Genomic DNA, 26,094 nt, shown 5'->3' with positions numbered 1-26,094 from the left:
CGGTTGAGGTCAGCAGGACGGTGCCCACGCGAAGCAGTGTAGCTCAGGGGAACCCCGTGATAGGGCATCAATCCACCGCCGCGATCAGGTCGATTTCCACGGGGGCATTCTTGGGAAGCTGATAGACCCCCACGGATGTGCGCGTATGAATACCGGCATCGCCCAGCACGGAATACAGCAGCTCGGACGCGCCGTCCGCCACTTCGCTTTGCTGGCTGAAGTCCTCTGAGCATTTGACAAACACGGTGATGCGCAGAATGCGCGAAACCCTGTCCAGAGATCCCAGCTCTTGCCGCAGCAATGCCAGTGCACGCATGGTGCAAATCTTGGCGGCATACCGTGCCTGCTCGACCGAAACTTCAGCGCCGACTCTGCCTGTGACGACCACGCTGTCACCGACGCGAGGGATCTGGCCGCTGACAAATACCTGCCTGTCGTGGCGAACCACGGAGACATAGTTTCCGCCGATCTTTATCTCGCCGGAAAAGCTCAGGGAAAGTGCCGCTTCCATTGCGGCAAACCTGGAATCTCGTGATTCGGACATGATGTTCTGCTTTCATTGCTGACAGTGAAACTGAGGCCCGCTTGGGCCCAAGCGCCAATAGGCGAAGCGGACTAACAGGACGCAGCCTCCGCACGCGGGCGAGGTGCAGCGTTTGCATGGGCTGCGTTCAATGTTTGAGTCGGCTGGACATGCTCAGGGCGTGCCGTTTCTTCCATGCTGCCGGAATCCCGGGCGAAGACTCAGGCGTTCGTAGTATTCGCGCACCGCAGGCAGGTCCGGACGCTCAAGCGGAGTTTCAAACCAACGGTTCACCGACAGTCCTACAGGTATGTCCGCCAGAGAAAACTCGGTACCGCCTACGTAGGCTCCGGTGGAGCCCAGTTGTCGCTCGAGGATTTCCATTTGCCTTGCCCAGTCCTTGCAAGACAGGGCCAGTGCACTGCGGTCCTGGTGCTCGGGCGATTGCCTGACAAGGGACATGAAGGCATAGCTCCATGAGCTGTTGAGGTCCGACGCCTGCCAGTCGATCCATTGATCAATCCGGGCCTTCGCTTTGGCATCGATGGGGTAGAGCCCGGTCCCGTTGTAGCCATTGGCCAGATAGCGAATGATCGTATTGGACTCCCATAGCGTGAAGTCACCGTCCTGGATGACAGGGATCATGGCATTGGGATTCAACTCGAGGAATTCAGGACTGAGCGTTGACTGGAAACCGCTGCCCCAATCTTCCCGCTTGACGGGGATGTCCAACTCGGCGCAGGCCCAGAGTACCTTGCGAACATTGATTGAGGATGCCTTGCCCAAAATGCGCAACATTTCATCTCCGGGTCATTAAGAGGAATGCATTGAGGAAGCGGGAGCTGCGAGCATGTGTGGATCTGTGACCTCGCCCGGGGGGGACGGTATACCGAATACAAAAATGAAGCCGCTTGCGGCAGGTACTCTAATGTATGCGGCTGCAGACCCCCAGCAGCGGTTGACCGGTTGTTTTGCGCCTGTCTGTGTCACGCAAGTGGCGCTTGGCCATCATTGCGGCACAGGTCCATGCTGGCACAAGCCCCAGGGGCTGGCGCTGGACACAGCTGATATGGCTTGCCCTATGAGCCAGTCCCGCACAGCGGTGCCTGCGACGGCATCAGGGCAGAAGCCGTGGTCGCTTCGGGTCATCGCTGATGAGGCGCACTTGGTGCTTGAAGCGAGGCTTGTGAGCGTTGCATGGTCTTTTGCTCCTCCTCGGATAGCGTGGGATCGATAGCAATCGATCCCTGGCAGTCATGCAACGGACGATAAGACTTCGATATTGCAGAGCTTCTACAGCCATCAACCCGCTGGATACATGCTCATGGCCATCGTCATTTCTCAGGTGTAGATGCTATGAAGATCAGTGCTCGAAATGTCTTGCAAGGCAAAGTCATCTCGATTGTCACCGGCCTGGTCAGCAAGGAGTTGACACTGGAAATTGCTCCCGGTGTCAGGGTCACATCCTCGATCACCTCGACTTCAGCCCAGTCGCTGGGGCTGAAGGAGGGCGACAATGCCTACGCGGTTCTCAAGGCGTCGTCGGTGATGGTCGCCGTTGATTGAGCGGTCCAGGCTCCACAGGAGCCTCTTCTATTCTTTAGTCATGGGGCGTTCCGGCAATCGGGCGCGCGTTCTGAGCGAATTCAGCCTGTCGTAGCCAAGACGCCCGAACTGATCAGATTTCCAGGAATAGCTCTGCCAAGGTTGAGCGCAGCCATCGGTTTGCCGGGTCTTGCTGATAGCGTTCATGCCAATGCTGCTTGATGGCGAACTCTGGAAGCCTGTATGGTGACGCGATTGCCTTGACCTGGGCGATCTTTACCAGCGTCTGCGCAATTCGATGCGGAACCGTGGCGATGAGATCCGTATGGGCCAGCAGGTTGCCAACCCCCGGGAGGGTGGGCAGAGACAGTGCAACATTGCGCTGCGCCCCTTGGCGTTTCAACTCCTGCTCGACTATCTCGTTACCAGTTCCAGGAGCCGTGATGATCACATGGCGCTCCGTCTTGAACCGAGTCATTGTCAGGTTGTCGTCGATTCGAGGATGCGTTCTGCGCACAACGCATGCAAACCCATCCCTGAACAGTTTCTGCTGGTAGAAGCCGGCATCGAGTTCCGGCATATAGCCTATCGCCAGGTCTGCATCGCCTGCCTCCAGCAATCTGGCTGTGTCGGCCGTGATGCGCAGTACTTCGACTCGCACCTTGGGCGCGATATTCCCCAGCTTGTTCATCAAGGCAGGCAGAAATTCCAGGTGACTGATATCGGTCATCGCGAGACGGAACGCTCTGCTGGAAGAGGCCGGGTCGAATTCCGCCTGCTGCCTGGTCGCTGATTGCAGCAGTTCCAAAGCCTGTCGCAGCTGAGGAACCAGTGCGGCTGCACGCGGGGTGGGAAGCATCCCCTCACTGGTGCGGACAAAGAGCTGATCATTGAAGGCTCGCCGTAGTCTGCCGAGTGCCAGACTGACCGAGGTCTGAGCCAGACCCAGGTTCTCTCCTGCACGGCTCACGCTCCGTGTTTTGTAGATCTCGTCGAAGACCGAGAGAAGCTTCATATCCATTATTCGATTTCCCGCTAGCAGATATTGTTCATTATCAATCGACGCAATGATGCTGCTTGCCTAGAGTTCGTACCAGGCGATGAGGAACTCGCCCTGAATACCCAAGAACCTGGAGACATTGTTGTGAAATCGCGCTTGCTTCTATCCCTTTTTCTCACCTGCATTTCCATCACGGGTGGGCATGCTTACTCACAGGAATGGCCCCAAGTCCCTGTCAAAGTCCTTGTGCCCTTCGATGCTGGCTCGACCCCTGATCTGGTGGCCCGCGTCATCGGCGATAGGCTGGCCAGCAGGCTGCATCAAGCTTTTGTGGTGGAGAACAGGAGTGGCGCCGCCGGCAATATTGGTACCGACATGGTGGCCAAGGCCGAGGGGGATGGGCGCACCATCGGTGTCAGCATTGCCGGACCTCTTGGCGTCAACGCGCTTCTGTTTCGAAAGATGCCCTACGACACGTCCAGGGATATCGGTCTGGTGAGCATTGCCGTGTCCCAGCCGTCCGTGCTGGTCGTCGGCTCCAGGCTGTCCACGACAGATGCCAAGCAGCTGTCGGCTCTGATGAGGGACAAATCCAAGCTCAGCTTTGCGTCGATTGGAGCCGGCTCCATCTCGCATCTGGCAATGGCTGCACTGGTAGCTCAGGCGGGCGGCGATGCAGTGCATGTTCCATATCGCGGATCGGGTGCTGCGGTGACCGCTCTTTTATCGGGTGAGGTGGACATGGGCTTGCTACCTGCCGCAGCCGTGATGCCGCATGTGAAAGCCGGGAAGCTGCGAGCCCTGGCCGTGGCTTCCCCAAGCAGATCGCCATCACTTCCCGAGTTGCCCACTCTGGCTCAGAGCGGCCTTCCCGACATAAAGGGAGATGCATGGATCGGTTTCATCGTGCCTGCGAAAACGCCTGCAGCCATTGTCGACGCGCTGCGCGACCAGATTGCGCAAGTCCTTGCCGAGCCTGCCGTCAAAGACAAGCTGCGCATGCAGTACATGGATCCGGTGGGGAATTCGCCCGAGGAATTCCGCAGATTGCTGGCTGCGGATGTGGCGCGGTGGAAGCCTGTCGTCGAACGTAACAAGATCACATTGGACTGAAGCAAGAAGCCATGACATCCTCGCAAAAATCCCTTCTGGAGCCTGCCCGTTATCTACCGGTTCAAGGTGAATACGATGTAGTCGTCATCGGTGGCGGTCCGGCCGGACTGGCTGCTGCCGCCAGCGCTTCTCGGCTTGGGGCACGAACCCTTCTTGTGGAGTCCTACGGTTTCCTGGGAGGGATGGGCACCGCCGGCGGCGTGACAAACTTCGCAGGGCTATATGGCCGTCATCAAGGGGAAATGCGCCAACTCGTGCATGGCGTCGTGGACGATCTGCTTTCACGACTGCAGGCAATGGGTGGGCTGAACAAGCCTCAGGACGGGATGCAGGGCAGGATTCGCGTCCGCTCCTATGACACTTCCATCTATAAATGCGCGGCGGATCAGTGGATGCTGTCTTGCGGCGTGCATTTGCTGTTCCACACCAGGGCCTCATCTGTGCTGATGGATGACTCACGCATTCATGCCCTGGTCATCGAGACCAAATCAGGACGTCAGGCAGTTCGGGCCAATATGTTCATCGATTGCTCGGGCGACGCAGACATCGCAGCCCTGGCCGGCGTTCCCTATGAGGTGGGCGACGGGCATGGCAGCGGTCTTTTCCCGTCCACGATGTTCCGCATTGGCCATGTCGACGCATCGCAGGCCTTGCCGGCGGTTGGCGATTTCAAGGCAATCAATGACTTCATGGAGCGTTCTCGGCTCCGCGATCCAGGTCGCTACAACTTCCCTCGCGAAGGCGCGATTCTTCGGCCGCAGATCAATCCGTCGGAGTGGCGTGCCAATGTCACCCAGATTGCCAATTCCAGCGGTCAGGCCATGAATGCCGTGGATGCGCAGGAGTTGAGTGCGGGAGAGGTCGAGGGGCGGCGTCAGATTGTCGAGTACTTCCGCTTCTTGCAGGAGCAGATACCGGGGTTTGCCGATTCGAGAATCGTGGAGATCGCCCCTCAGGTCGGCATTCGTGAGACGCGTCGAATCCAGGGTCTCTATGCGCTGACTGGCGATGACATCCTGAATTCGGTCCGCTTTGATGACAGCATTGGCATCAATGCGTGGCCGATGGAGCTGCATCGAGCCGGAGGCATCACATGGGGGTTTCCCTTGGATCCCGAGCGCGGCTATAACGATCTGTCCTGGAGAATGCTGGTGCCGCAGACGGTTGAGAACCTGCTTGTTGCAGGGCGTTGTGCTTCCATGACCCACGAGGGGCAGTCTGCTGCTCGTGCAAGTGGAGGATGTTTTGTGATGGGGCAGGCCGCGGGCACCGCGGCAGCGATGGCGGGCAGCGCTGCTGTTCAAGGGATGGACCCAAAGCGTTTGCAGCGGGTCTTGCGTGAAAGCGGCTGCTTGCTTGAGCCATGAGCACGCATCTTTGATCACAGGAGCTGGCGGGCCGAAAGCAGGCAGTAGCCGTGTCGTGGATGGTGCTTGCTTCAAAAACATGGCGGGTTGATGATTTGGCTTCATCAACCACCGGCATGGATAGGCCTGAGCTTGAAACCCTTGGGCCGAACATCGGCCTCAATGGAGCATGAGCATGAGCATGGGCACCCGGAGCAAGGCCGCTATTGCGGCAGACTTCCTGACCTTGTGCGCAACAGGGCAGGTAAGAACAGCCTACGATCTGTACGTGTCGGAGAGTTTTCACCATCACAACGCGTATTTCCCCGCTGATCGGGAGTCCTTGCTGCTTGGCATGGAACAAAGCGCTGAATCAGAACCCAATAGATCGTTCATGGTCAAACAAACCATTGAATCTGATGACCGGGTTGCGGTCTATTCACATTTGCGGCGTGAGAGAGTCGATATGGATATTGCGGTCGTGCATATTCTTCGATTCGAGAATGGCAAGATCGTCGAAATGTGGGATATAGGACAGCAGGTACCCAAGGACTCACCCAACAAACTGGGCATGTTCTAAGTGTTGCAGAGCACTTGATGCTTCGATCCGAGCCTGGGCAACTGCATTCTCTGTTGCCTCGGCCTGTCATTGGCTGCACTCGATTCTGGGCAGTTTTCAAGGACTTGGTGTCGGAGGCTGCTACGACCAAGAGGCCGTCCAGAAAAATACTTTCGGTGGGCAATTTTCGGATGCGCGCCATGTACTCTCTGAGAAGTGACCGAGCGGGCACCATCACTGATAAGCTGTAGCAATGCGTTTGGCACTGGGAAGAATATCCTGCTTTAGCCTGTTGATTGAGGCCTGCTTATTTCAGCAGTGGCTCGATTTTCCAGAGCCCATGTCCGCTGAGGATTTTTCTCTTTCCCTGTCATTTCCTCAAGGGCTTGAGCAAATGTGCGTTGAGATGCTCTTATGGCATATCAAATCGCAGCCGGTGCATTACTGGTAAATATAGAGCGTCATCATCAATGACATCCATGAAAGGCAAGACCATGAATCGTGCAGAGTCCCAGGCTTCCGTTCGCGTGGAGGCGAATGTCGGCGAGAGCTTTTGGCGCAAGAGCGCGAAAGATACCTTGCCCCCGCCGGACATGGTCGGTCCGTACATGCGCAATCGTCCCGTACCGACCAGGCAGGAGTCGGGCCGCAAGGCATGGATCATAGGCAGCGGCATTGCCGGACTGGCGGCCGCTTTCTATCTGATTCGCGACGGAGGAATGAAGGGGGAGGACATCACGATTCTTGACAGCCTGAGCATTGCCGGCGGTTCGCTTGATGGCTCGGGCAATGCCGAGGATGGCTACATCGTGCGCGGTGGCCGCGAGATGAACTGGAACTACGACAACTTCTGGGATCTGTTCCAGGATGTCCCGGCGCTGGAGCTGCCTGAAGGCTACAGCGTGCTCGATGAATACCGCTGGATCAACGACAAAGATCCCAATTGGTCCAAGGCCAGGCTGATGCACAAGCGGGGGCAGATCCGCGATTTCGCTACGCTGGGTCTGAGCAAGTCGCACCAGTGGGAGATCGTCAAGCTGCTGCTCAAGCGCAAGGAAGACCTGAACGACATCACGATCGAGGAGTATTTCAGCAAGAGCTTTCTCGAGACCAACTTCTGGTATCTGTGGCGTTCGATGTTCGCCTTTGAGAACTGGCAAAGCCTGCTGGAGATGAAGCTGTACATGCATCGCTTCCTTGATGCCATTGACGGCCTGACCGACATGTCGGCCCTGGTGTTCCCCAAGTACAACCAGTACGACAGCTTTGTCGTGCCGCTGGCCCGCATGCTGCAGGAGCAGGGGGTGCGCGTGCAGTTCGACACCCGTGCCCATGAACTGGACATGCGTGAGGACGAGGGCAGCCGCACCGTGACCGCGATCCGCTGCAAGGTTGCGGGTCGCGAGGAGAGCATCACCGTCGGCTCCGACGACGTGGTGTTTGCGCTGACTGGTTCAATGACCGAGGGCACGGCCTACGGAGACATGGACACGGTACCGGTACTGGCGCGCGGCAATGGCGAGCCGGGCGAGGGCAGCGACTGGACGCTGTGGCAGAACCTGGCGAAGAAATCTCCGGTCTTCGGCAAGCCCGAGAAGTTCTGCGGTGATGTTTCCCGCTCGATGTGGGAGTCGGCCACGCTTACCTGCAAGCCTTCCCCCTTGATCGACAAGCTCAAGGAACTGGCGGTCAATGATCCATATTCGGGCAAGACGGTCACCGGCGGCATCATCACTTTCACGGATTCCAATTGGGTGATGAGCTTCACCTGCAACCGCCAACCGCATTTTCCCGATCAGCCTGACGACGTACTGGTGCTGTGGGTTTATGCGCTGCTGATGGACAAGGAGGGCAACCATATCAGGAAGCCCATGCCCGCCTGTACCGGACGAGAGATCCTGGCCGAGCTGTGCTACCACCTGGGTATCGATGATCAGCTCGATGCGGTGGCCGCCAACACCAAGGTGCGCCTGGCTCTGATGCCCTACATCACTGCGCAGTTCATGCCGCGCGCGGCGGGTGACCGGCCTCATGTGGTGCCTCAGGGCTGTACCAATCTGGCCTTGCTGGGCCAGTTCGTGGAGACCAGCAACGATGTGATCTTCACGATGGAGAGTTCGGTGCGCACAGCGCGTATCGGCGTCTACACGCTGCTGGGACTGCCCAAGCAGGTGGCCGATATCAGCCCCACGCAGTACGACATCCGCAATATTCTCAAAGGCGCGCGGGCGCTGAACAACAACGAGCCTTTTCCGGGAGAGCGCCTGCTGCACCGGGTTCTGGGCAATAGCTACTACGCCCATATATTGCCGCCGCTGCCTGAAAACGAGGAGACGCTGCGCGAGCGTGCCGAGACGGAGCTCTCTTCATTGCTGGGCAAGGGCAGCCAGGCACTGGTGGCAGCCTCGGGCTGGCTGGCGCGCTGGAGCGAAGGTCTGCGCGATAGATCCAGATAGCAGCGTTTGCGCATGACGCGCCTGCCAGACCTCGTTTTGGCGAAACAACCAGGGCCATGAGCACATGCAAGGTGTGCTCATGATTCTTCCGTCTCCATGTTGGAGCGCATCGAATCTGGCAGGTCATCCTGTCTTTTCGCGATGAGCGTGTGCGAGGCCATCAGCCGTTGTCCGGTTCGTCTCACCCTGGTCGGCAGTCGCGGCCCATAGCGGCGACGCTGCCCAATGCCTGTTTGGGGAGTCCGCACCGGCCGTGACGCGTTTCTAATGCGCGAGCGAATGCCCCAACCAGGCGGTTACGGAGCTAATTGCTTTCGCAGGGTGGCCAGTATTTCTTCAGAAAGAGCCGGGTTGCCCGCTGCTGTTGCACGAGCGAGAACCAGTGCACCCACCATGCTGCTGAGGGTCACGATAGTCTCGCTGCGTCTGGTCTCGTCTTCACCCTGGAGCACGCCCATAAAGCGTTGGATGTTGCGTTCCACGCCCAGCGCAAATACCTCTGACATTTCGGGGCCTGCTCTGGCGGCATCTGCGGCCAATGCAGCAGCAGGGCAGCCCTCTCCAGGGTGGTCGCGGTGGGTTGCGGAAAGATAGCCATGCACCAGTGCGCGAAGGCTGTTTGCAGATGCGGCGTCGGCCTCCGAAGACTCCAATCCGTCCAGCGGGGTGATTGTCCACTCGAATGCGCGCAGGCATGCCTCGCGTGCGAGGGCATCCTTGGACTCGAAGTGCCGGTACAGCCCACCATGTGTCAATCCTGCGTCGCGGGTGATCTCCGCCACGCCCACTCCATCCAGGCCTTTTTCTCGATACAGACGTGCAGCGGCATCCACGATTCCCTCGCGATTCTCGGCTGCCTGTGCTTTGCTCACTTTCATGCGTTAGATGATAGCCGTCATCAAAACTCATTTATGATTGCGGCCATCATCAATATAGTCATGCTCTGTCCCTGCTGGAGACTGGGCATGACATGCGAAAGGTGCAGCATGGGTCGTCGGGTGGTTATTACCGGCTTGGGTCTGGTATCTCCTTTAGGGTGCAATGTGGAACTGGCCTGGCAGAGGCTGCTGGCCGGCCGGTCCGGGGTGCGGACTCTGAGTGCTGGTACCGCCGAGGGGACAGGCGTCTGTGTGGCTGGGCGTGTACCAGGCCAGCAGGAGGATCCAGAGGCCGGGTGGAATGCCGAAGCCATCATTTCAGCGAAAGAGCTACGCCGCATGGATCGCTTCATTGCATTTGCGTTGGGCGCAGCCGGCCAGGCTCTGGCCCATGCGCAGTGGGCTCATCCATCAGCCGAGCAGCGGGAGCGCGCTGCGACCATTATCGGCTCCGGCGTGGGCGGATTCAGCACCATCGCAGAAGCCGTGCGAACCACGGATGGCAAGGGACCCCAGCGCCTGTCACCCTTCACGGTACCCGCTTTCCTGGCCAATCTGGCTGCGGGGCAGGTATCGATCAGGCACCAGCTCATGGGGCCGTTGGGGGCGCCGGTGACTGCTTGTGCTGCCAGTATTCAAGCCATTGGCGATGCGGCGCGCTTGATTCGCAATGACGAAGCGGACATGGCGCTCTGTGGTGGTAGCGAAGCCACGATTGACCGGGTTGCGCTAGGCAGCTTTGCTGCGGCAAAGGCCGTGACGACTTTTTGCGGCGGCGATCCCGCGAGGGCTTCCCGACCTTTCGATCAGGCGCGGGATGGCTTTGTCATGGCCGAAGGTGCGGGGCTGCTGGTGCTTGAGGCACTGGATCACGCATTGGAGCGCGGCGCCAAGCCACTGGCGGAGATCGTGGGCTATGGTGCCTCTGCCGATGCCTACCATGTCACTTCCGGTCCGGAGGATGGAGCGGGCGCTGCTCGTTCGATGCGCGCCGCGCTGCGTCAAGCACAGCTGCAAGCTGGTGATATTCAGCATCTGAATGCCCATGCGACCTCTACACCCGTAGGTGACCGAGGCGAGCTGGCCGCCATTCGTCAAGTGTTTGGCGCAGACTCCGGTCCTTCGATCACGGCCACCAAATCGGCCTTGGGCCATATGTTGGGAGCAGCTGGCGGAGCTGCCGCGATCTTCACGGCATTGGCCTTGCGCGACCAGATCGCACCACCCGTGCTGAACCTGGAGCATCCAGATCCTATGGCGGCCGGTCTGGATCTGATCGCCGGTAATGCACGTGCCCATGCGATGGAGCACGCCATGCTCAACGGATTTGGGTTCGGCGGTGTCAATGCATCCTTGATTCTGAAGCGATTTGCGGCCTGAGCAATGGCGCACCGGAGACTCCACGAGGCCGCAACAGACATGCGGCTTCCGGGCGTTCGTGCAGACTCTCGAGCCGACCGTTGCCAGTGCGCGAAATGGATAAAAGGCGCCGTGCCTGGATCGCGGATATTGCGCCTGGGTATTGGGACAGCGGATGAAGGACCACGTCCGATCGCTGCGGGGTATTCGGGCTGGGGCGTAGAAGCCCGAGCTGAGTGCGGTCTTGAGAGCCGTTGCGCTTGCACCTCTGGAGCTGGCCGAATGCAGCCGTCCCGATCAGCGGTGGGCCTGCGGCACCCAGCATCTGTGTTGTGCTGACAAGACTACCTTGTTGCGCCCAGTCATCTTGGCGTTGTAGAGCACCTCGTCGGCATAACGGATCTGTATCGGTCCGTTCTGGGCCCCACGTGGCACTCCCTATGCTGACCGTGATGTGACCGAAAGCGCTTTCTGTATGTTCAATGGCAAGCTTGCAGATTGCGAGACGAATATTCTCAGCAATGAATTCTTCACCGTCCGAAGACGTGTCGGGCAAAACGACAAGGAACTCCTCGCCTCCATAGCGAGCGGCACCATCTCCGGGGCGGCGGATATTGTTGGCAATGCGTTTCGCCACGGTCGCTAGAACGGTGTCGCCAGCTTGATGCCCGTCGTTGTCGTTGTAGGCCCTGAAACAGTCAATATCCACGACTAGCAATGACAGGGTACTCTGATGCCGTGTGGCTCTTCGCCATTCCTGATCCAGGATTTCATCGAGCTTGCGGCGGTTGCTCAAGCCCGTCAGTCCATCGGTGCGCGCCACCATTGCTGGCTCAGCCTGCGTGCGTATTTTGCGCTTGAGCTGTACTCCAAAATCGCAGGACAGACCGATGAATGCCAATGTGAGTGTCCCCATGACAGAGGCAATGAGCAATGTTCTGTGCCGCCAAACCGCATAAATATCAGAATGCGCCTTTGCCACCATGATGATGAAAGGCAGGTTCGGCAAAGTCTTGAAGAAATACAAGCGTCTTGCACCGTCGATATACGACGTATCCGAAAAGCTGCCCTCTGGCGCCGCCATGAACTGCTTGAATGTGCTGGCGCTACTGATATTGCGACCTATGCTTTTCAGTGCCTGCGCTCCATGTGTGCCTAGCGACAGTTCAGAAAATAGTTTCTGGAAGTATTCGAGCTGTATATCAATCAGCACGATGCCAGCGAAAAAGCCGTTCGCATGAGAAATCCTGCGACTGAGAGGAATGCTCATCGAGTAGCCATGAAGTGGTGATACATAAGGGTCGCCCACATAGAGGCCCAGGTTGGAGCTTTACTGGTGTGCTTTGAAAAAATCCCGATCAGAGAAGCTGTCGTCCACCAGACTCTCTGCACCTGCTTTGAGGGTGACTTTCCCCTCCGCATTGAGCACCAGAATGGATCCCAGATAGGTCGCGCTCGCCGCCTTGTCGAACAAGGCCGCTTTGCGAACATGTGGCGACGCAGCCATCAAGTCAGCGCTTCGCGATAGCGCTTCCAATGGCGATGCGCCTGCTTTCTTCAGCGAATAGTGAGCTTTTGGCGATTTGGAATTGATCTGTTCAACGTCGCCAAGCTGCGGCCTAGCGCTCGCTCAATTATCAAAGTCTGTGTGCAGGTCCTTTCAGTTCCAGCTGATTGCCGTCTGGATCGTGGCAATAGATGGACGGGCCAGTGCCGTCAGCTCCATAGCGCTGTTCTGCTTTCTCGGCCTTGAGCGCGTGGCGGCTCAAGTGGGCAAGGATGGCCGACTCATCGAATGGTTCGATGCGCAGGCAGAAATGGTCCATATTCCTGCGCTCTGTTGAGGCAGCAGGGCCGCCCTCACGTCCAAGCGGGCCATGGATATCCACCAGATCAATCATGGATGCACCGGCTCGAAGATGAACCATGCCCAGGTCGTCACGACGTTTTGCAAGTGCGCAACCAAGCACTTCCCGGTAGAAGCGGATGCTTTGCTCCAGGTCACTGACGCGCAGCACGATGTGGTCGATGTGTTGAACGCGGAAAGTGCTCATGGCGATCTCCTGTACAGACTTGGCAGGGGTAATCATAGGCACTATGAGAATGCGCACTCCAAACCAATGAAGTGGGGGACTGGCAGACCGTACCCCAAGCGTGACATTGAACACTCTGCTCATGGCAGGTAGTGGATGCTGCTGTTCGGCGGGCTGCGGTCGTTTGAGACTTGCCTGTCGGCAGACATTGGAGCTGCTAGTGGTTTTCTTATGACCCTTCGATAGTCTTTCGGTCGCGCTCAGTCAAGCGGCCCGGCATTGGCTGCCAGTTGCAGCAGGCGAGGCGCCGGAAGTCCGTCTCCTCGCCTGTGAACAGATGTGGCCAGGCAGCAGCAGACTCAGCTTTCGTAATCAGCTTGCATCACCTTGAGGTGTTTGATGCTGGATCCAGAAAGCAGCCGCTGGCAGACAACGGCAAAGCCCAGCAGTAGCAGCAGCACTGGCTGGAAGACTTGCGCCCCCCAGGCCACGACCAGAAGTCCGCCGGCCAGACCTCCGCCGGCGATGGCAGAGTTCCACGTCGTCACGAACAGGGACTGGGCCAGGTCGACCTGTTCCCCCGCGACTTGTGCGAGTGAGGTCTGAAACAAGGTGGCTGAACCGCCGAAGGCGAATCCCCAGACTGCCAATGCTGCCAAGGCCAGCGACGAACCGCCCCAGCTCAGCCCCAGCATCAGAACAGCGCCGCAGAAAAGCAGAATGCTCGCCATCGACAGGCGATGCAGATGCCTGTCCACGAACAATCCCGTCAACCAGATGCCAGGCAAGGCCGCAATACCGAAGACCAGCAACGCCAGGTCAATGCGGACATGCACTCCACTGGCCGCCAGAAAAGGAGCGATGTAGGTATAGAGGATGTTGTGGGCAAGCACATAGAAGAGCACTACCATCAATACTGCCAACACGCCGGGCGTGCGCATCACGGCGGCAATGGGCTTGCGCTGGTTCCGGTCCTGCCCTGGAAAATCCGGAAGCCGCAGCCACATCCACAGCCACAGCAGCAGGGCCAGGGTACTGGCCAAGCCGAAGCACCAGCGCCAGCCCCATGCCAATCCCAGCCAGCCGCCTGCGGGAACGCCCAGAGACAATGCCAGCGGCGTGCCAGCCATGGCTACTGCAATGGCGCGGCCACGGAACTGCGGTGCAACCAGGCGGGTGGCGTAGCCTGCCAGCAGCGCCCACAGCATTCCTGCAGCCATACCTGCCACGATGCGCGCAGTCATGATGAGGGTGAAACTGTCCGACAAAGCCGTCACGCTGTTGGCCAGCGCAAAACCCAGCACGGCAGCCATTAGCAGCGGGCGCCGGCGCATGCTGCGTGTCATCGTCACAAGCGGAATGGCAGCCACCAGCGAACCGAATGCATAGGTGGTCACGGTCTGGCCGATCCAGGCTTGAGAGACACCCAGGTCTTGTGCCATCTGCGGCAGCAGCGCGGCGGGCAATGCTTCAGTGAGGATGGTGATGAACGCAGCCATGCTCAGGGCCAGCAAGTTCGCCCAGGGCAGACTTTTTTGAGAGGTGGAGGCACTCATTCTTGAAGGCCCCGGTAAACCGCATCCCGCAATGCCGATACAAAACGCCCTGACATTCCCTCATACAAGGTATTGGTCATGGCAACCACCGTCAGGCCCCGGGGACGGTCCACCCACCAGGCATGTCCGTAGGCACCACCCCAGCGCCAGGTGCCACGGGACTCGGGTGACTGGGCCCGTGCCGGGTCGCGCAGCACGGAAAAGCCCAGGCCGAATCCAAGGCCCGGGCCGGCGGCCAGCTCCTGCCCCTGTGTCTGGTCCCGCGTCATCTCGGCGACCAGTTGCTCGGGCATCCAGCCATCGCGACCTGTGCGCAGCGCCTCCAGCAGACGCAGCAAATCATCGGCAGTGCCCACCATGCCGGCGCCGCCGGAAGGAAACGCGCGTTCATCAAAAGCGCGTGAAGGGCTGTAGGCAATACCCACCGTGCCTTCGAAGGGCGCCACGACCTCGCCTTCCTGCAAGCGATGGGGCTCCGGGCCGCCATTGACGTAAGCCGTCGCCATACGCGCCGCATCCAGGCAAGTGAAGCCGGCATCGACCATGCCCAGGGGGCGCGTCACCAGAGTCTCGATGGCCTGCGGCAAGCCCATGCCGCACACTGCTTCGACCAGCGCGCCTAGTACATCCACGGCCAGTGAGTAGCCCCAGCCAGTGCCAGGTGCATACAGCAGCGGCACGCTGGCAATGCGGCGCAGATTCTCCTGCAGGTCGATACCGCTCGCATCCATGCCATCCGATACACCAGCCCGCGTGTACGGGCCGTGTGCGTCGGGTTCCAGAAAGCGGTAGCCCAGGCCTGCGGTGTGGCTGAGCAACTGGCGCACCGTGATGTTCGTCTCACCGCCATCGGGAAGCCGGGGGCGAAAGGCTGGCAGCCAGGTCGTGACGGGCTCGTCCAGCGCGATGCGTCCCTGGGCCACCAACCGCAGAACGGCAGCGCTGATCACCGGCTTGCTGGCCGAAGCCCAGCGGAACACCATGTCTTCCGACATTGCGACGCCTGCCTCACGGTCGGCCCAGCCTGCGGCCATGCGGCACAGCGTTTGACCGTGCTGATAGGCGAGCACCACGGCGCCCACCAGTCGCTGCTCGGCAAGGGCGTGGTGCACTGCATCGGTCACCAGTGCCAGCGGCTCGGAAATGGAGTGCTGCACGCTTCTTGTAGGCGTGCAGGAAAGTGAAGAAGTCATCGGATCACAGTCCTCTTTGCTTGGAAACCATGACCTTATGTGGCATGCAATCCGAGAAAAAGTAGGATAGAGTTCCGCTCTTCAAGGACGAATATGTCCGTAATCAAGGGGCACACTACCGAAATGAAAATGGCGATGCATGGATAGCCTCAACGCATTTACGGTGTTTGTACAGGTTGCCGAAACTCGAAGCTTTGTCGCGGCTGGCCGCCTGCTGGGTGTCTCCGCTTCTGCGGTAGGCAAGAGCGTGGCGCGCTTCGAGGAAAAACTGGGCGTGCGCCTGTTTCATCGCAGCACCCGCAGCATCACACCTACCGCCGAAGGTTTGTTGCTGCTGGAGCGCAGCAGGCGCATTCTTTCAGAGATCGAAGCGGCACAGGCGGAGCTGTCTCAGGCCTCATCGGCTCCAAGAGGACGCTTGCGTGTGAGTCTGCCGCTGGTGAGTACCCTTGTGCTGCCGGTGCTTGCCGATTTCATGCACGAGTATCCGGATATCCAGTTGGACCTTGATTTTTCAGACCGTCTGGTTGATGTGGTGGAGGAGGGCTTCGATGCCGTGGTCCGCACCGGAGAGCCTGCCGATTCCCGTTTGGTGGCGCGCAAGCTCGGCCATTTCAAGATGGTGCTGGTTGCGTCTCCCGAATACCTCGCTACCTATGGCAGTCCGAGCAAGGTGCAAGACCTCCAGTCCCACCTCTGCCTGCATTTCCGTTGGCCTCACAGTGGCAAGCTGGAGGCTTGGCCGCTTCCTCCAGAGCCGGACGGCGAGCCCCTGAAGCTACCGGTATCAATGGTCTGCAACAACATCGAGACGCGTGCATGTTTTGCCCTGCAAGGGCTCGGCATTGCCTGTCTGCCGGACTTTGCCATTCGGGAGGCGCTGGCTGACGGGAGACTGGTGCGTGTCATGCCTGAGCAGGCGCAACGCGAGGGGGTCTTCCACATTTTGTGGCCGGCAGGCAGACATGTTTCGCCCAAAGTCAGAGCCCTGGTGGATTTCCTGTGCTCGCGGGTGTTTGCCTCCAACTGAGGGGCGGTAGGGGCGCTGCTGGACAAGCAAAGAGCAGGCTGAAATCGCCTGGCTCCCGGATCTGGGTATTCGCTCCGCACATGAAAAGTCACCTAGTGAATGAACTCACAGGCATTGGCAGGCGCGGCTCTTCCCATCGGTAGGTCTTGCTCAAGACATTGCGTTCAAGCGATTGGCTGCTCCAGCGTAAATCCAGCAGATCCGCAATAGTCCATGCGGCCCAATCGGAGCGAAAAGGCCTCTGTGCAACGTCTTCAGGCAGGCTTGGCGAAGAGGGCGTTCGCCAGATAATCGCGGGAATGCGGTAGCCGGCCTCGGTGCTCTTGCTGTGTCCCGCATGGTTGCGGACATGGCCCACTTCCTGGCCATGGTCGGATAGATACATCCATGCCACCTTGCCTTTCGCCAAGGCAGCTGATTGGGTGAGGCGCAGCGTTTCCGCCACCACATAGTCGTGATACAGCAGCGCCGCATCATATTCCTGGCGTTGCCGGCGTACCCATAAGGAGGTGCCCTTGTTCTTCAGCGATGCATCAATTGCATCTGCTTCATCATCAAAGGGATTCTGGCCCTTGGGGTAGCGCAGGCTGTAGTGCGGATGGGCGCCCAGCATGTGAACCACGATGAACTTGCGTTCGGAAGGCGCATCAAGAGCCGTCTTCAGCTCATCGACCATTTCCCCGTCCAAAGACACAGAGGAGCGCCCAGGAGTGCGATTCACCATCTGCACGATGTCAGCCAGCCTGGCATGCTGCTGCTCGATTCCAACATCGTCGTGGTTGCTGATCCACCAAACCTTGTAGCCTGATGCTCGAGCAAGCGCGACCAGATGATGGGAGTCCGTCGAGCCCGGGGCACCGAAGCCAAACAAGTTACGCACTGCAGGCAGAGTACTGGCATCCACAGACCATGCATTGCGCAGCACGGTCATCTGGGGCCCAGATGTCCTTTGATGCTCCTGAAGCTGGGGCGTTGTCTGCCTGTCGTAGCCATAGAGCGACAAGTTGTCTCGATTAATGCTTTCACTGAGGACCAGCACGACGGTGGATGGCCCGGCGTCCGCCAGCGTAGGCCTTGCTTGGATGGCGAGATCTAGCAGTCTTGCTCGCTCCTCATGCTGGTCGGCGAGGCTGGCTTTCAGTTTTTGAGCGGAGTGCACCCATTGGGTCCAGAAAATCGCGGGATGCAGCCTGCGCCAAGGCTTGCTGGAATAGGCCAGCGCACACACAAGGGCCACGATCAATGAAAGCACCGCCAGCCTTCGGTCCCTGCGCAAGGCAGCCAATATAGTTCGCCCCGTGAGATGCCACACCAGCAAAGCGAGCAAGGCAAGGCCGCAGAAGATCAGCACGACGCTGCGCCAGTGCATTGACAGATACTCGGAGCTTTCGCGCCAGTTGGTATTGGCCATCGCGCCGATCACCATGGCGCCCTCTGGTGAAGACTGGTACAGCTCCATCAGATAGGCACGCATGGTGCCATCCAATGCAAAAAGCATTACCCAGACAAAGGAAAGCCAACGTCGCGCCTTGAGCCATGCATGGCTGCGCATCGGCCAGGCCAGACTGACGAGCACAGGCACCATGAGTACCAGCAACTGTGCAACACGTCGGCCGTCATGCCCCAGAACAATGAAGAACAGGACAATGGCGGCCAAGCCGCTTAGCGCTGACCAGGAGACGCGCATGCCGTGAGACGCAGGGGAATCACCGGGGATGGATGTTTGGGACAAGACACTTGACTCATGAAGTTCACTACCGCAGCAAAATGCTCTTCAAGCATTGGAGGGGTGATGGCTTCACTCCCCGAGCTTTATTGCTGCATCGAACGCAATAGCTTTTTGACCTGCCTGGTGAACCAGGTGGGCGAATACTTCTGCGCAGTTATGTGTCTTTGGTGCTGAAGTCGGCGCTAGCGGCACGATCCTAGCATTTTTTGTTTCGTCGCAAAGCGGCGTTGGGCGAAGTTGGCTAAGCCCGAAACGAATTGCCAATCAGGGGCGATGCAGTAGCGCGGCATCTGCAAAAAAGCGTCCATTAAGGCCGTGCTGTACCTGGAGAGCGCGCTCAAGGACAGCTTGCGCTTGGGGAGGGCTGCCTCAGCTTGAATGCCTTGGCATGTTTCATCGACTGGCCCTTCATGCAGAGTCCAGGAGTTGATGGCCGCACACATGCTGAGGCGTCTTTGGACATGGTTGTGTGCGTTTTTGAAGTGACGCTGTCCGACGCATTTACGCACGCAGGAAACTGCATTTCAGCTCAGCTCAGCTCAGCTCAACTCGGCTCGGCTCGGCTCGGCTCGGCTCGGCTCGGCGCGTGCGTCAGACGAAGAGAAAGAAGCTCGCATAGGGGTCTATCTCGATTGCTGCGAGCTCATGTCCGAAGGGGGAGAGGGAAGGACTGGTTTGTTGCTCCATGGACTCGTCGAGATGGCCTTGGCTCTTCACATCAAGCGTTCAAGGCGCCAACAAGATACCGAAGATCAGATGGCGTACCCAGCTGGTAAAGGAGGCCGAGCCCTTGGAGTATCCAACAGCTTGCCCGCCTGCGCCGTGGATGGGACTTCCGCCGTGGTGCTCAAGACCTACAAGTTGCCGGAGAACCTGTACCGACTCGCGCAGGGCAGGCGGATTTCACAGGATTTCGTTGTGCTAGAATTTTCGAAGCACAACATTGTCATTTTCAGTAGAGACAATGGTTTGCGGCAGATTTTGCAATGAAATCATGCTGTTGAAGGTGTGCGGGCGTCGTTCAATGGTAGGACTCTTGCTTCCCAAGCAAATAACGTGGGTTCGATTCCCATCGCCCGCTCCAGCTTTGCCTTTTTAAAACAAAGACTTATCGCGATCTTTGTTTTTTCAGGGGAGTTCCTTGGGGGGGGGTGTCCGCTGAAGGACTCCAGCTTCGCCTGCTCTATATCCCCCTGACCGTCGTCCAGCCACTTGGAGTAGACGTTCAAAAACATCTCCACAGAATGCCCCATCTGCTTGGCCGCATAGGCCGGCGTGGCTCCTGCCATGAGCAGCATCGTCGCTTAGGTGTGGCGCATATGGTTGGGCGGCTGGTAACGAATGCCCAGCGCCTTGAGCATCGGCACCCAGAAGGGGTTGCGAAACCGCTTTTTGTTCCAGTCGATGCTGTGCCAGCGCAGGGCCACCATCTCGCTGGTGCGCAGGCCTGAGAAGAACCGGAACGCGATCAGATTGGCGACCGAGGGCGCAAAGTTTGCGCGCGTAGTCGATGATCTGCTCGACTTCCTCGCGGTCGAAGGGGGCGGGCGGTTCCCGCTGCCACTTGGCGCTGGGGACCGCCGCGACCGGGTTCTCGGTCAGCAGCTTGTCGAGCACGGCCAGGTCCATCGCGGACCTGAGGGCCGACACATAGTTGTTGACGGTCTTGCCGCTCAGGTCCGGCCGGGTCTTGATGGCTCGCAGAATGTCCGAGTGCTTCAGGGCGGAGACCTGTTTCTCACCAATGAACGGCTTCCAGAACTTGATCGCGCTGAGGTAACCCGCCAGCGTCGAATTCTCTGCCACCTTCACCGACAGCCAGTGATCCAGCTGGTGGGCCACGGTCGTGCCGGCAGCCACCGTGCCGCCTTCCGGAAAGTACTCGCGCATCACAAAGTTGCCCGCGCGGATCTTGAGCTTGATCTCGGCCGGCAGCCGGATGGCATATTTGATGTTGGCAGGCGTTGGCGCAATGGCCTTGCCCTCCACCAGGAGAGTGCGGCGAATGCGCTCTCCCCCGTGGGCGAACGATAGCCGAATGCCGCTCTCTCGGATCTCTACACCCCGCGCATTACCCATTTCTGGACTCCTTCACGGTCGATAAAAATGTGCGAGTCGGGCGACCTGAAATACTCGCGCCGCTCGATCCAGACACCGCTCTCGATCTTTCGACGGATGGCCTTCTCAGTGAAGCCCGAAATGGCCGCAAAAAATCTTGATGGTGACAAAGCGATCCGGCGCCAGAAAGACCGGTGGCGGCTGGGTGGCGGTCAGAAAAGAATCCATGTGATACCTCTTGAAAAAGAAAAACCCTGCTCAGTGGCAGGGCTCGGGTTTGCTCAATCGATTGCGCGGGTCACATCGCATGCTGCGGCTAGACATGCCGCGTTGAAGCGCTTGCAGGCTCCCGGCTGCGCGCCGGCACCAGTGCACAGTGAATGACGTGGGTATGCACCTCGCTGCGTGGCGGGCGGCAGGCCAGCGTGTGGATTTGGGCGCGATCCAGCTCCACCACCAAGGCGGTGCCGGGCAGCAGCGCTGCATGGTGTGTTTGCCAAAATCGCTGTGCGGCCACGCCTGTCCAGGTGGCGCGCCATAGCTCTGTGTGGTGCGGGCCCAGGCGATCCAGCAGCAGCAACTGCAGCTGAAAAGCACCGCACAGCGCCCTGGCTGAGGAAAAGCGTTCCGGTATGGCGCATACATGCCTCCTGTTTCGGCAATAAAAAAGCCCGCACGAAGGCGGGCAATGGCAATGGGGTGGAAGGATCTCTAGGTCTTGTTTCGGCCTCGATAGTCGAGATCCGTGGCGGAGTAGTTCTCGCGCTTGCGCCAGTCCATCTGGACGGGGCCAGCATGGTCGGTGGGATAGGTGATGCGTTCTTTCTCCCGACTGAGCTCCCATCGCTTGGCCTCTACGATATGGTGGACGGCGGGCTTTTTAGTTGTGCTCATGGCTAAGACTCTCAGTAGATTTCAGAACAGTTGATCCCACGGTACAGGGTTACCGCGGGCAGGTCTATCGATTTCTTGTTCGAAAGAGCAGGGGAGAGATTGGGCGCAAGCACCGCTCCCGTTGCCGACGTTGCATGTTGTAAACCAAAGGTCTTTCACTTGACCTATACTGGTTCCACTCGCTGTTTAGGCCGTTCGCCCCAACAGTGCCTGTCTGACACCATTGCCGCCCCTTGGCCGCAGGTAGCCGCTCTTCTAGCAAAGCACGCGGTTGTCACTCCCTTCTAGGCGAACTCCCCAGATCCTGAACATCCTTATGGATCTGCGTTGCCCCCTGCATTCACAGCGGGCCTTCCCTATCTCACTTGATGGTCTGCGCAACCGTGCGTGCGGCCGTCCGTTTTCATGCTGCACAAAAATATTACAGAGCAGATTGGCCGCTACGTGGTCACACCTCTGACACAGTCGAACACCAGCGGCCAGTTCCTGGCTGCCGTTTCCATTCGCCGCGGCGCTTATGACCGCGTCATTCGATTCATCCCTCAGTTTTCTAGCGAGTTGCTCGCCTCCAACTACGCACTGGCTGAAGGCCGGAGCATGGTGATGAGCCAACGCCTGAACTGAGCTCTTATTGCTTTTACTCACAGGAGACACTTTGGCTAAAGAAGAACTAATCGAGATGCCCGGTCGCGTTGATGAAGTACTGCCGGATGCCCGCTTTCGTGTCACTCTGGAAAACGGTCATCAGCTCATTGCTTACAGCGGCGGAAAGATGCGCAAGCACCGTATTCGCGTACTGGCAGGCGACAAAGTGACTGTTGAAATGTCTCCCTACGATCTGAACAAGGGGCGAGTGACCTTCCGTCATCTTGCTCCTCGCACTGGCGCGGCACCAGCCTTCAAGCGCCGTCGCTAACCCTCTCTACCTCCTATTCGCTCATCGCTTAAATGCATGAGCCCACTTGAAAGAACACAATGCAAAACAATCTCTATGTCACCAATCTCGGCTATTCCATCGACGGCGAAGCCCTGCGCGCCCATTTCAGCGGGTGCGGTGAAGTGATCTCCGCAGACGTCATCTCTGACCGTGAAACCGGCCGCTCGCGCGGCTTCGGCTTTGTTGAAATGAGCACCCCTGAGCAGGCACAGAAAGCTATCCAGACGTTGAACGACCAGCCGCTGGGTGGTCGTGCTGTGGGAGTGGCCCTGGCCCGTCCACGCAAGTAATATTCTTCGATCTGTAAGAAGGGCCCACGCCAAAAGCGTGGGCTTTTTCTTTTTGGGAGCAGTACCTGCTGCCGGCCACTTTTTTGCTGCCGGTCGCGAAGCCTATCCAGCAAGGCCGCGTCTTTGGCGTGCCAGTGGGCTCTGAAGCCCAAGTGGCGGTCATGCCGGCCCCATAATGCGCCACCCATTGCTATCAAGAATTTGGCTTCTATGTCTTCCAACGGCTTTCACGTCCACGGCCCGCACGATCACGAACTCGAACATGCCGCCCAGGGCGAACATGGCGCAACGGCACACCACGGCATCGGCGGCGGCAGCCTGACCAACCAGATCGCCATGTGCACTGCCGTCATCGCAACGGTGGGCGCCATCTTCTCGTACATGGGCGGTGCGACCCAGGCCAATGCCGGGCTGTACAAAAACGACGCAGCCATCAAGAAGACCGAAGCGGCGAATCAGTGGGCCTTCTACCAAGCCAAGAGCACCAAGCAGTCGATGGCCGAGTTTGGGCGCGATCTGGTGGCCACGGAGGACAAGCGGGCAGCCTACCAGGCCAAGGTAGAGCGCTACGAGAAGGAAAAGGACGACATCAAGCGCGATGCCGAGCGTCTGGAGGCGGAAGCCCGGCACTGGGACGAGCAGTCCGAGATGCAGATGCACCTGCATCACCGCTGGGCCCAGGCAACCACCGCGCTGCAGGTCGCCATTGCCCTCGCCGCCATTGCACTGCTCACCAAGAAGAAGTGGCTCGAATACGGGATGCTTGGCGTAGCCGCGCTTGGCCTGGCCGTGGGCGGGCTGGCCATGCTGCATATCTAAGAGCGTTTTTACGATCTCCTGCGCAATAGCACCAGGGAGATGGACGAAGTGCAGGCTGGCTTGCCGGCGCGCACCAGGTGCATCGGCATGAGTGCAGGGTGCTTGCCGCGTGCCCTGGATCCGGTTGGCAAGTGCTGTGGTTTTTCAAAAAATAGAAAACCCGCGTGATGCAGGTCTTCTAGTTGATGGTCAGGGGTCAGCGCATTTGCTCTTGAATTTGCGTCAAGGGTTGCGAGCCTGGTTGGCGCTTATTGCATTTGCATTGCTGCTGACTGAAATTGGGATTTTTGAGCGGCTGCCCCATTTGCATGGGCCAGTAGAAGCGCCAAAAACGAGTTCCGTTGACCGTTTGGGTTGTACCAATCTCCATCGAGATCAGCGAAATAGTCGTTACCCCTGCTGGGCAGGATTTTTCTGCTCTTGCGCAGGCTTCTGGCCGGGTTGCTGCGGGTTTGGGGTTTGCTGCTGTGCTTGCTTGTCTTTTTGGGCTTGATCCGCAGGCGATTGGCCTTGTTGGTTTGCAGTGCTTTGTGGGTTGGTTTGTTGAGTCATGGTGGACATTCCTTGAGGTTGAGAGCAAATCGGAAAGACCTGCTATGGATCCAGGAACACTTTGAAAGGAGCCACGGTGTGGGGATTCTTTGTGGAGCGATGTCCTGGTGGGTAGTGCTCACGACAGACCGTCTGTTAGCACCGCTGATGCGACATCCTTTTAGGTGACGTCGCTGTGAAGTTCCCGTTGTCTTTGGATCAAGACTGGCTGTTGACGCTCCAGATCTTTTTTTTCTTCGTCTGTGGGAGTTTTCTTCTCCTGATGATCTGGCAGGCTGCTTCTATTGTTGATGCCTCTGAAGGTCTTTTTTATGGAGCACAAAAACCCTTTGCATTGAGAATTTAGGTAGGACATAAGGCCTCCTTTTTTGGCGTTGAATCCTTGATTAATTATTCTTATGAAGGTGTTTTCATTGTTTTGTGAATTTGTGAGTTTTTTATGGTTTTTCTAGAGAGTTCATCAAATTCTGCTATCTCACTCTCTGAATCGTCATTCGACGTTACAGTGAAATATTTGTCGGTAATAAGGTAGTCGTCTATATCCAAGAGATGCGGTCTGTATACCTTGAATAAATGTGTGTATTTATTGATGAAGGGCATAAAGACCTCCGGTATTTTTGGAAAGTCCTGACTGAATGCCATAGATAAACCATACGCCTATTTCACCAATAAAACCGCTTTCAGACGAAAAATTACATTAATTGAGGCTGTGTCAGGTAGCAAGTAAATGGCTTGGAGCTAGCCTGCAAAAGACTTTATTGCTATCAATGCGTGAGTGATTCACACAAAGTGTTATTGTAAACACTTTATAGATATGGGTATATTCGAAGAAATTAATTAACTTCAGAAATTGCCCCAAAATAAGAGTTGTGCCGGTAGATGAAAACTATTGCGGAAGTTCGTTTGAAGGGATACCGCATCCTATATTTGGATGCCTGAATGGCTGCAGCGTTGAGAAGAGAGGGTTGCGCCAGTTGAAGAAGCAACCTGCAGGTCAAACTATCGTGCAACTAGCGGTGCAGATTGATAGGCGAACGGACTCGGAGGCCTTCTTCAGTGGCGTTGCTGCGTTGTGCCTGACGAGATTTCTTGATGCGAACTTGTGTTTTTGCGTGTTCGTTTTGACGCAATCTGGCTTCGTAAACCGCTGGGCAATAGACAAAGTCGCCAGTAGGTACAGCAGTGCTATCAGCTTCGTACGGGGCGGGATTGCTTTCGGATGGGTGTTTTTTGGTTACACTTAACATATAGGCCTTTTATTTATTAGGGGAATTATTGATGTCTACTGCTATCCATAGTACTCCTTTTTCAATTTAAAGGCACCTGTAGGGTGCTGAAGGGTCGATCGAGGGGCTGGATCGTTGAATTAAATTACGCATCACGATTAATTTGATGCTCTTTTTCGGCAACAGCTTTCTGCAATTGAGTATTCGTTTCATCCTCTTCTGGCAGGCCTGGAAAAGCTCTCACCCAAGGAAATAACACATGCATGAGATTTGACCAAAGGTCCTGGGCCTTGGAAAGTGGTTGTGCAAACATATCAATTTCCTTTCGCTATTCGCTCAGAAATCTCTTTCCCACTATTTTCACTTTCCCAGGAGAGGATTTAGGTGATGGGATCCTTTTTGCAACGATGTCGCTCAAAATAAAGCGCCCCTTTTCGATGGGGTGATCAGGCGTGCGGGAATAGTCGTCATGAGAGACAGAATGGCTATTGACGTCTGGAAGCCCGGTTTTTCGGGTGCGGGCCTTGAGATTATTTTTAACTGTGGCTTTCATAAAAGCCTCCGATTCAATAAAGCACTCAGAAATGACTGCTTTCTTCACAATACTCTCTTTTCCTGACAGAAACCGATTTTGAATCAAAACCAACAGAATTTCGGTTGTCTAGATCTCGGAGAGCAGGGCCACTCGCTCGGTGCTGCAGCTCGTGCAGCACGGTGTCTATCGGATGCATCGGCAGGTGATCCCCAAGCCCAGGTGGCCCAGCTCGGCAAAGCCGTGGTCAAACGCTTCGGCGGCACTGCGGGCGATGTGATGGATGGAGACACAGCCGCATTTCAGAACAAAGATGCGCATGGCGACTGATCCTCGAAAAGCGGCAGGTTCAAGTGGTTGGTGGTGCCGGCACGCACGCGGTTGATGGTCATCAGCGCCGGGCTGTATTGACCCAGCAGAACCTGCACAGGTCAGGCCGCTAATGCGAATGCCTCAGCGGGTGTTC

At 57.7% G+C, this 26,094-nt stretch carries 29 protein-coding genes and 1 tRNA gene; 14 read left to right on the top strand and 16 right to left on the bottom strand.

Annotated elements, in window-relative coordinates; genetic code table 11:
* Positions 1 to 67 precede the first annotated feature (67 nt).
* Together FSY59_RS19840 and FSY59_RS19835 are read right to left on the bottom strand one after the other, a co-directional pair.
* Positions 68 to 544 carry a RidA family protein gene (locus tag FSY59_RS19840; protein WP_019043672.1) on the bottom strand — a complete coding sequence of 159 codons (477 nt, stop codon included), beginning with the start codon at positions 542 to 544 and terminating at the stop codon, positions 68 to 70.
* Between the two features lie 153 nt (positions 545 to 697).
* A complete protein-coding gene (locus FSY59_RS19835) occupies positions 698 to 1,321 on the bottom strand; it encodes a glutathione S-transferase family protein (RefSeq protein ID WP_148729495.1) in 624 nt (207 codons plus the stop codon).
* A gap of 558 nt (positions 1,322 to 1,879) precedes the next feature.
* Between FSY59_RS19835 and FSY59_RS19830 the strand changes: the two genes are divergently transcribed.
* A complete protein-coding gene (locus tag FSY59_RS19830; RefSeq protein WP_003054319.1) occupies positions 1,880 to 2,089 on the top strand; it encodes a molybdopterin-binding protein in 210 nt (69 codons plus the stop codon).
* A 112-nt stretch (positions 2,090 to 2,201) separates the two neighbouring features.
* Here FSY59_RS19830 and FSY59_RS19825 read toward each other — a convergent pair whose 3' ends face one another.
* Positions 2,202 to 3,083, bottom strand: coding sequence for a LysR family transcriptional regulator (locus tag FSY59_RS19825; protein WP_232536017.1), 882 nt, complete (start codon positions 3,081 to 3,083; stop codon positions 2,202 to 2,204).
* 30 nt (positions 3,084 to 3,113) lie between these two features.
* Between FSY59_RS19825 and FSY59_RS19820 the strand changes: the two genes are divergently transcribed.
* From FSY59_RS19820 to FSY59_RS19805, 4 genes are all read left to right on the top strand, one after another.
* Positions 3,114 to 4,181 (top strand): tripartite tricarboxylate transporter substrate binding protein, encoded by a 1,068-nt coding sequence (locus FSY59_RS19820; RefSeq protein WP_232536016.1) that lies wholly within the window; start codon positions 3,114 to 3,116, stop codon positions 4,179 to 4,181.
* Between the two features lie 11 nt (positions 4,182 to 4,192).
* A complete protein-coding gene (locus FSY59_RS19815) occupies positions 4,193 to 5,548 on the top strand; it encodes an FAD-dependent oxidoreductase (RefSeq protein WP_003054322.1) in 1,356 nt (451 codons plus the stop codon).
* Positions 5,549 to 5,723: 175 nt separating this feature from the next.
* Positions 5,724 to 6,107 carry an ester cyclase gene (locus tag FSY59_RS19810; protein WP_034400508.1) on the top strand — a complete coding sequence of 128 codons (384 nt, stop codon included), beginning with the start codon at positions 5,724 to 5,726 and terminating at the stop codon, positions 6,105 to 6,107.
* Between the two features lie 449 nt (positions 6,108 to 6,556).
* The gene (locus FSY59_RS19805; protein ID WP_148729494.1) at positions 6,557 to 8,542 is read left to right on the top strand and encodes an oleate hydratase; all 1,986 of its coding nucleotides are present in this window, start codon (positions 6,557 to 6,559) and stop codon (positions 8,540 to 8,542) included.
* A 296-nt stretch (positions 8,543 to 8,838) separates the two neighbouring features.
* Here FSY59_RS19805 and FSY59_RS19800 read toward each other — a convergent pair whose 3' ends face one another.
* A complete protein-coding gene (locus tag FSY59_RS19800; protein WP_043373252.1) occupies positions 8,839 to 9,420 on the bottom strand; it encodes a TetR/AcrR family transcriptional regulator in 582 nt (193 codons plus the stop codon).
* A 108-nt stretch (positions 9,421 to 9,528) separates the two neighbouring features.
* Here FSY59_RS19800 and fabF point away from each other — a divergent pair, with 108 nt between their 5' ends.
* On the top strand, positions 9,529 to 10,800 hold the full coding sequence (gene fabF, locus FSY59_RS19795; RefSeq protein ID WP_148729655.1) for a beta-ketoacyl-ACP synthase II: 1,272 nt from the start codon (positions 9,529 to 9,531) through the stop codon (positions 10,798 to 10,800).
* On the opposite strand, the gene FSY59_RS19790 is transcribed toward fabF, so the two are convergent.
* The 5 genes from FSY59_RS19790 to FSY59_RS19775 form a co-directional block, all read right to left on the bottom strand.
* Positions 10,763 to 12,049 (bottom strand): diguanylate cyclase, encoded by a 1,287-nt coding sequence (locus FSY59_RS19790; RefSeq protein WP_003054328.1) that lies wholly within the window; start codon positions 12,047 to 12,049, stop codon positions 10,763 to 10,765. The genes fabF and FSY59_RS19790 overlap by 38 nt on opposite strands.
* A 60-nt stretch (positions 12,050 to 12,109) precedes the next feature.
* A complete protein-coding gene (locus FSY59_RS27740; RefSeq protein ID WP_003054329.1) occupies positions 12,110 to 12,286 on the bottom strand; it encodes a hypothetical protein in 177 nt (58 codons plus the stop codon).
* 130 nt (positions 12,287 to 12,416) lie between these two features.
* On the bottom strand, positions 12,417 to 12,833 hold the full coding sequence (locus FSY59_RS19785) for a VOC family protein (protein WP_003054330.1): 417 nt from the start codon (positions 12,831 to 12,833) through the stop codon (positions 12,417 to 12,419).
* Between the two features lie 338 nt (positions 12,834 to 13,171).
* Positions 13,172 to 14,368, bottom strand: coding sequence for an MFS transporter (locus FSY59_RS19780; RefSeq protein ID WP_050873602.1), 1,197 nt, complete (start codon positions 14,366 to 14,368; stop codon positions 13,172 to 13,174).
* Positions 14,365 to 15,561 carry a serine hydrolase gene (locus FSY59_RS19775; RefSeq protein ID WP_148729493.1) on the bottom strand — a complete coding sequence of 399 codons (1,197 nt, stop codon included), beginning with the start codon at positions 15,559 to 15,561 and terminating at the stop codon, positions 14,365 to 14,367. The genes FSY59_RS19780 and FSY59_RS19775 overlap by 4 nt, the downstream gene beginning before the upstream one ends.
* 139 nt (positions 15,562 to 15,700) lie before the next feature.
* Here FSY59_RS19775 and FSY59_RS19770 point away from each other — a divergent pair, with 139 nt between their 5' ends.
* Positions 15,701 to 16,591: a LysR family transcriptional regulator gene (locus tag FSY59_RS19770; protein WP_148729492.1), complete on the top strand. Its 891-nt coding sequence runs from the start codon at positions 15,701 to 15,703 to the stop codon at positions 16,589 to 16,591.
* 88 nt (positions 16,592 to 16,679) lie between these two features.
* Here FSY59_RS19770 and FSY59_RS19765 read toward each other — a convergent pair whose 3' ends face one another.
* Positions 16,680 to 18,323: a phosphoethanolamine transferase gene (locus tag FSY59_RS19765; protein WP_255439600.1), complete on the bottom strand. Its 1,644-nt coding sequence runs from the start codon at positions 18,321 to 18,323 to the stop codon at positions 16,680 to 16,682.
* 696 nt (positions 18,324 to 19,019) lie between these two features.
* Between FSY59_RS19765 and FSY59_RS19760 the strand changes: the two genes are divergently transcribed.
* Together FSY59_RS19760 and FSY59_RS19755 are read left to right on the top strand one after the other, a co-directional pair.
* A complete protein-coding gene (locus FSY59_RS19760; RefSeq protein WP_255439598.1) occupies positions 19,020 to 19,310 on the top strand; it encodes a hypothetical protein in 291 nt (96 codons plus the stop codon).
* A 20-nt stretch (positions 19,311 to 19,330) separates the two neighbouring features.
* Positions 19,331 to 19,404, top strand: a tRNA-Gly gene (locus FSY59_RS19755).
* A 44-nt stretch (positions 19,405 to 19,448) separates the two neighbouring features.
* Here the strand turns inward: FSY59_RS19755 and FSY59_RS19750 are convergent.
* The 3 genes from FSY59_RS19750 to FSY59_RS19735 all read right to left on the bottom strand — a co-directional run bounded on the left by FSY59_RS19750 (position 19,449) and on the right by FSY59_RS19735 (position 21,272).
* Positions 19,449 to 20,399, bottom strand: coding sequence for an Arm DNA-binding domain-containing protein (locus FSY59_RS19750; RefSeq protein WP_370458237.1), 951 nt, complete (start codon positions 20,397 to 20,399; stop codon positions 19,449 to 19,451).
* 295 nt (positions 20,400 to 20,694) lie between these two features.
* Positions 20,695 to 20,958 (bottom strand): hypothetical protein, encoded by a 264-nt coding sequence (locus FSY59_RS19740; RefSeq protein WP_255439597.1) that lies wholly within the window; start codon positions 20,956 to 20,958, stop codon positions 20,695 to 20,697.
* A gap of 131 nt (positions 20,959 to 21,089) precedes the next feature.
* Positions 21,090 to 21,272, bottom strand: coding sequence for a hypothetical protein (locus FSY59_RS19735; RefSeq protein ID WP_003054638.1), 183 nt, complete (start codon positions 21,270 to 21,272; stop codon positions 21,090 to 21,092).
* A gap of 405 nt (positions 21,273 to 21,677) precedes the next feature.
* Here FSY59_RS19735 and FSY59_RS19730 point away from each other — a divergent pair, with 405 nt between their 5' ends.
* The 4 genes from FSY59_RS19730 to FSY59_RS19715 all read left to right on the top strand — a co-directional run bounded on the left by FSY59_RS19730 (position 21,678) and on the right by FSY59_RS19715 (position 23,318).
* Positions 21,678 to 21,896 carry a hypothetical protein gene (locus FSY59_RS19730; protein WP_043373230.1) on the top strand — a complete coding sequence of 73 codons (219 nt, stop codon included), beginning with the start codon at positions 21,678 to 21,680 and terminating at the stop codon, positions 21,894 to 21,896.
* A 31-nt stretch (positions 21,897 to 21,927) separates the two neighbouring features.
* A complete protein-coding gene (infA, locus tag FSY59_RS19725) occupies positions 21,928 to 22,188 on the top strand; it encodes a translation initiation factor IF-1 (RefSeq protein WP_003054641.1) in 261 nt (86 codons plus the stop codon).
* A gap of 59 nt (positions 22,189 to 22,247) precedes the next feature.
* Entirely contained in the window at positions 22,248 to 22,499 is a 252-nt protein-coding gene (locus FSY59_RS19720; RefSeq protein ID WP_003054642.1) for an RNA-binding protein, read from the top strand.
* A gap of 210 nt (positions 22,500 to 22,709) precedes the next feature.
* A complete protein-coding gene (locus FSY59_RS19715; protein ID WP_148729488.1) occupies positions 22,710 to 23,318 on the top strand; it encodes a DUF4337 domain-containing protein in 609 nt (202 codons plus the stop codon).
* 390 nt (positions 23,319 to 23,708) lie between these two features.
* On the opposite strand, the gene FSY59_RS27425 is transcribed toward FSY59_RS19715, so the two are convergent.
* From FSY59_RS27425 to FSY59_RS19710, 3 genes are all read right to left on the bottom strand, one after another.
* A complete protein-coding gene (locus tag FSY59_RS27425; RefSeq protein WP_187427945.1) occupies positions 23,709 to 23,870 on the bottom strand; it encodes a hypothetical protein in 162 nt (53 codons plus the stop codon).
* A gap of 1,371 nt (positions 23,871 to 25,241) precedes the next feature.
* Entirely contained in the window at positions 25,242 to 25,409 is a 168-nt protein-coding gene (locus tag FSY59_RS27420) for a hypothetical protein (protein WP_187427944.1), read from the bottom strand.
* 15 nt (positions 25,410 to 25,424) lie between these two features.
* Entirely contained in the window at positions 25,425 to 25,697 is a 273-nt protein-coding gene (locus FSY59_RS19710; RefSeq protein ID WP_144244933.1) for a hypothetical protein, read from the bottom strand.
* 30 nt (positions 25,698 to 25,727) lie between these two features.
* On the opposite strand from FSY59_RS19710, the gene FSY59_RS19705 reads away from it, so the two are divergent.
* Positions 25,728 to 25,958 carry a hypothetical protein gene (locus FSY59_RS19705; protein ID WP_148729487.1) on the top strand — a complete coding sequence of 77 codons (231 nt, stop codon included), beginning with the start codon at positions 25,728 to 25,730 and terminating at the stop codon, positions 25,956 to 25,958.
* The last annotated feature ends 136 nt before the right edge of the window (positions 25,959 to 26,094 follow it).

Origin of the sequence: Comamonas sp. Z3 (assembly GCF_008121565.1) — a bacterium.
GTDB classification, from domain to species: domain Bacteria; phylum Pseudomonadota; class Gammaproteobacteria; order Burkholderiales; family Burkholderiaceae_C; genus Comamonas; species Comamonas brasiliensis.
Note: the sequence above shows the minus strand (reverse complement) of the source record. Positions and strands in the feature narration are given on the sequence as shown.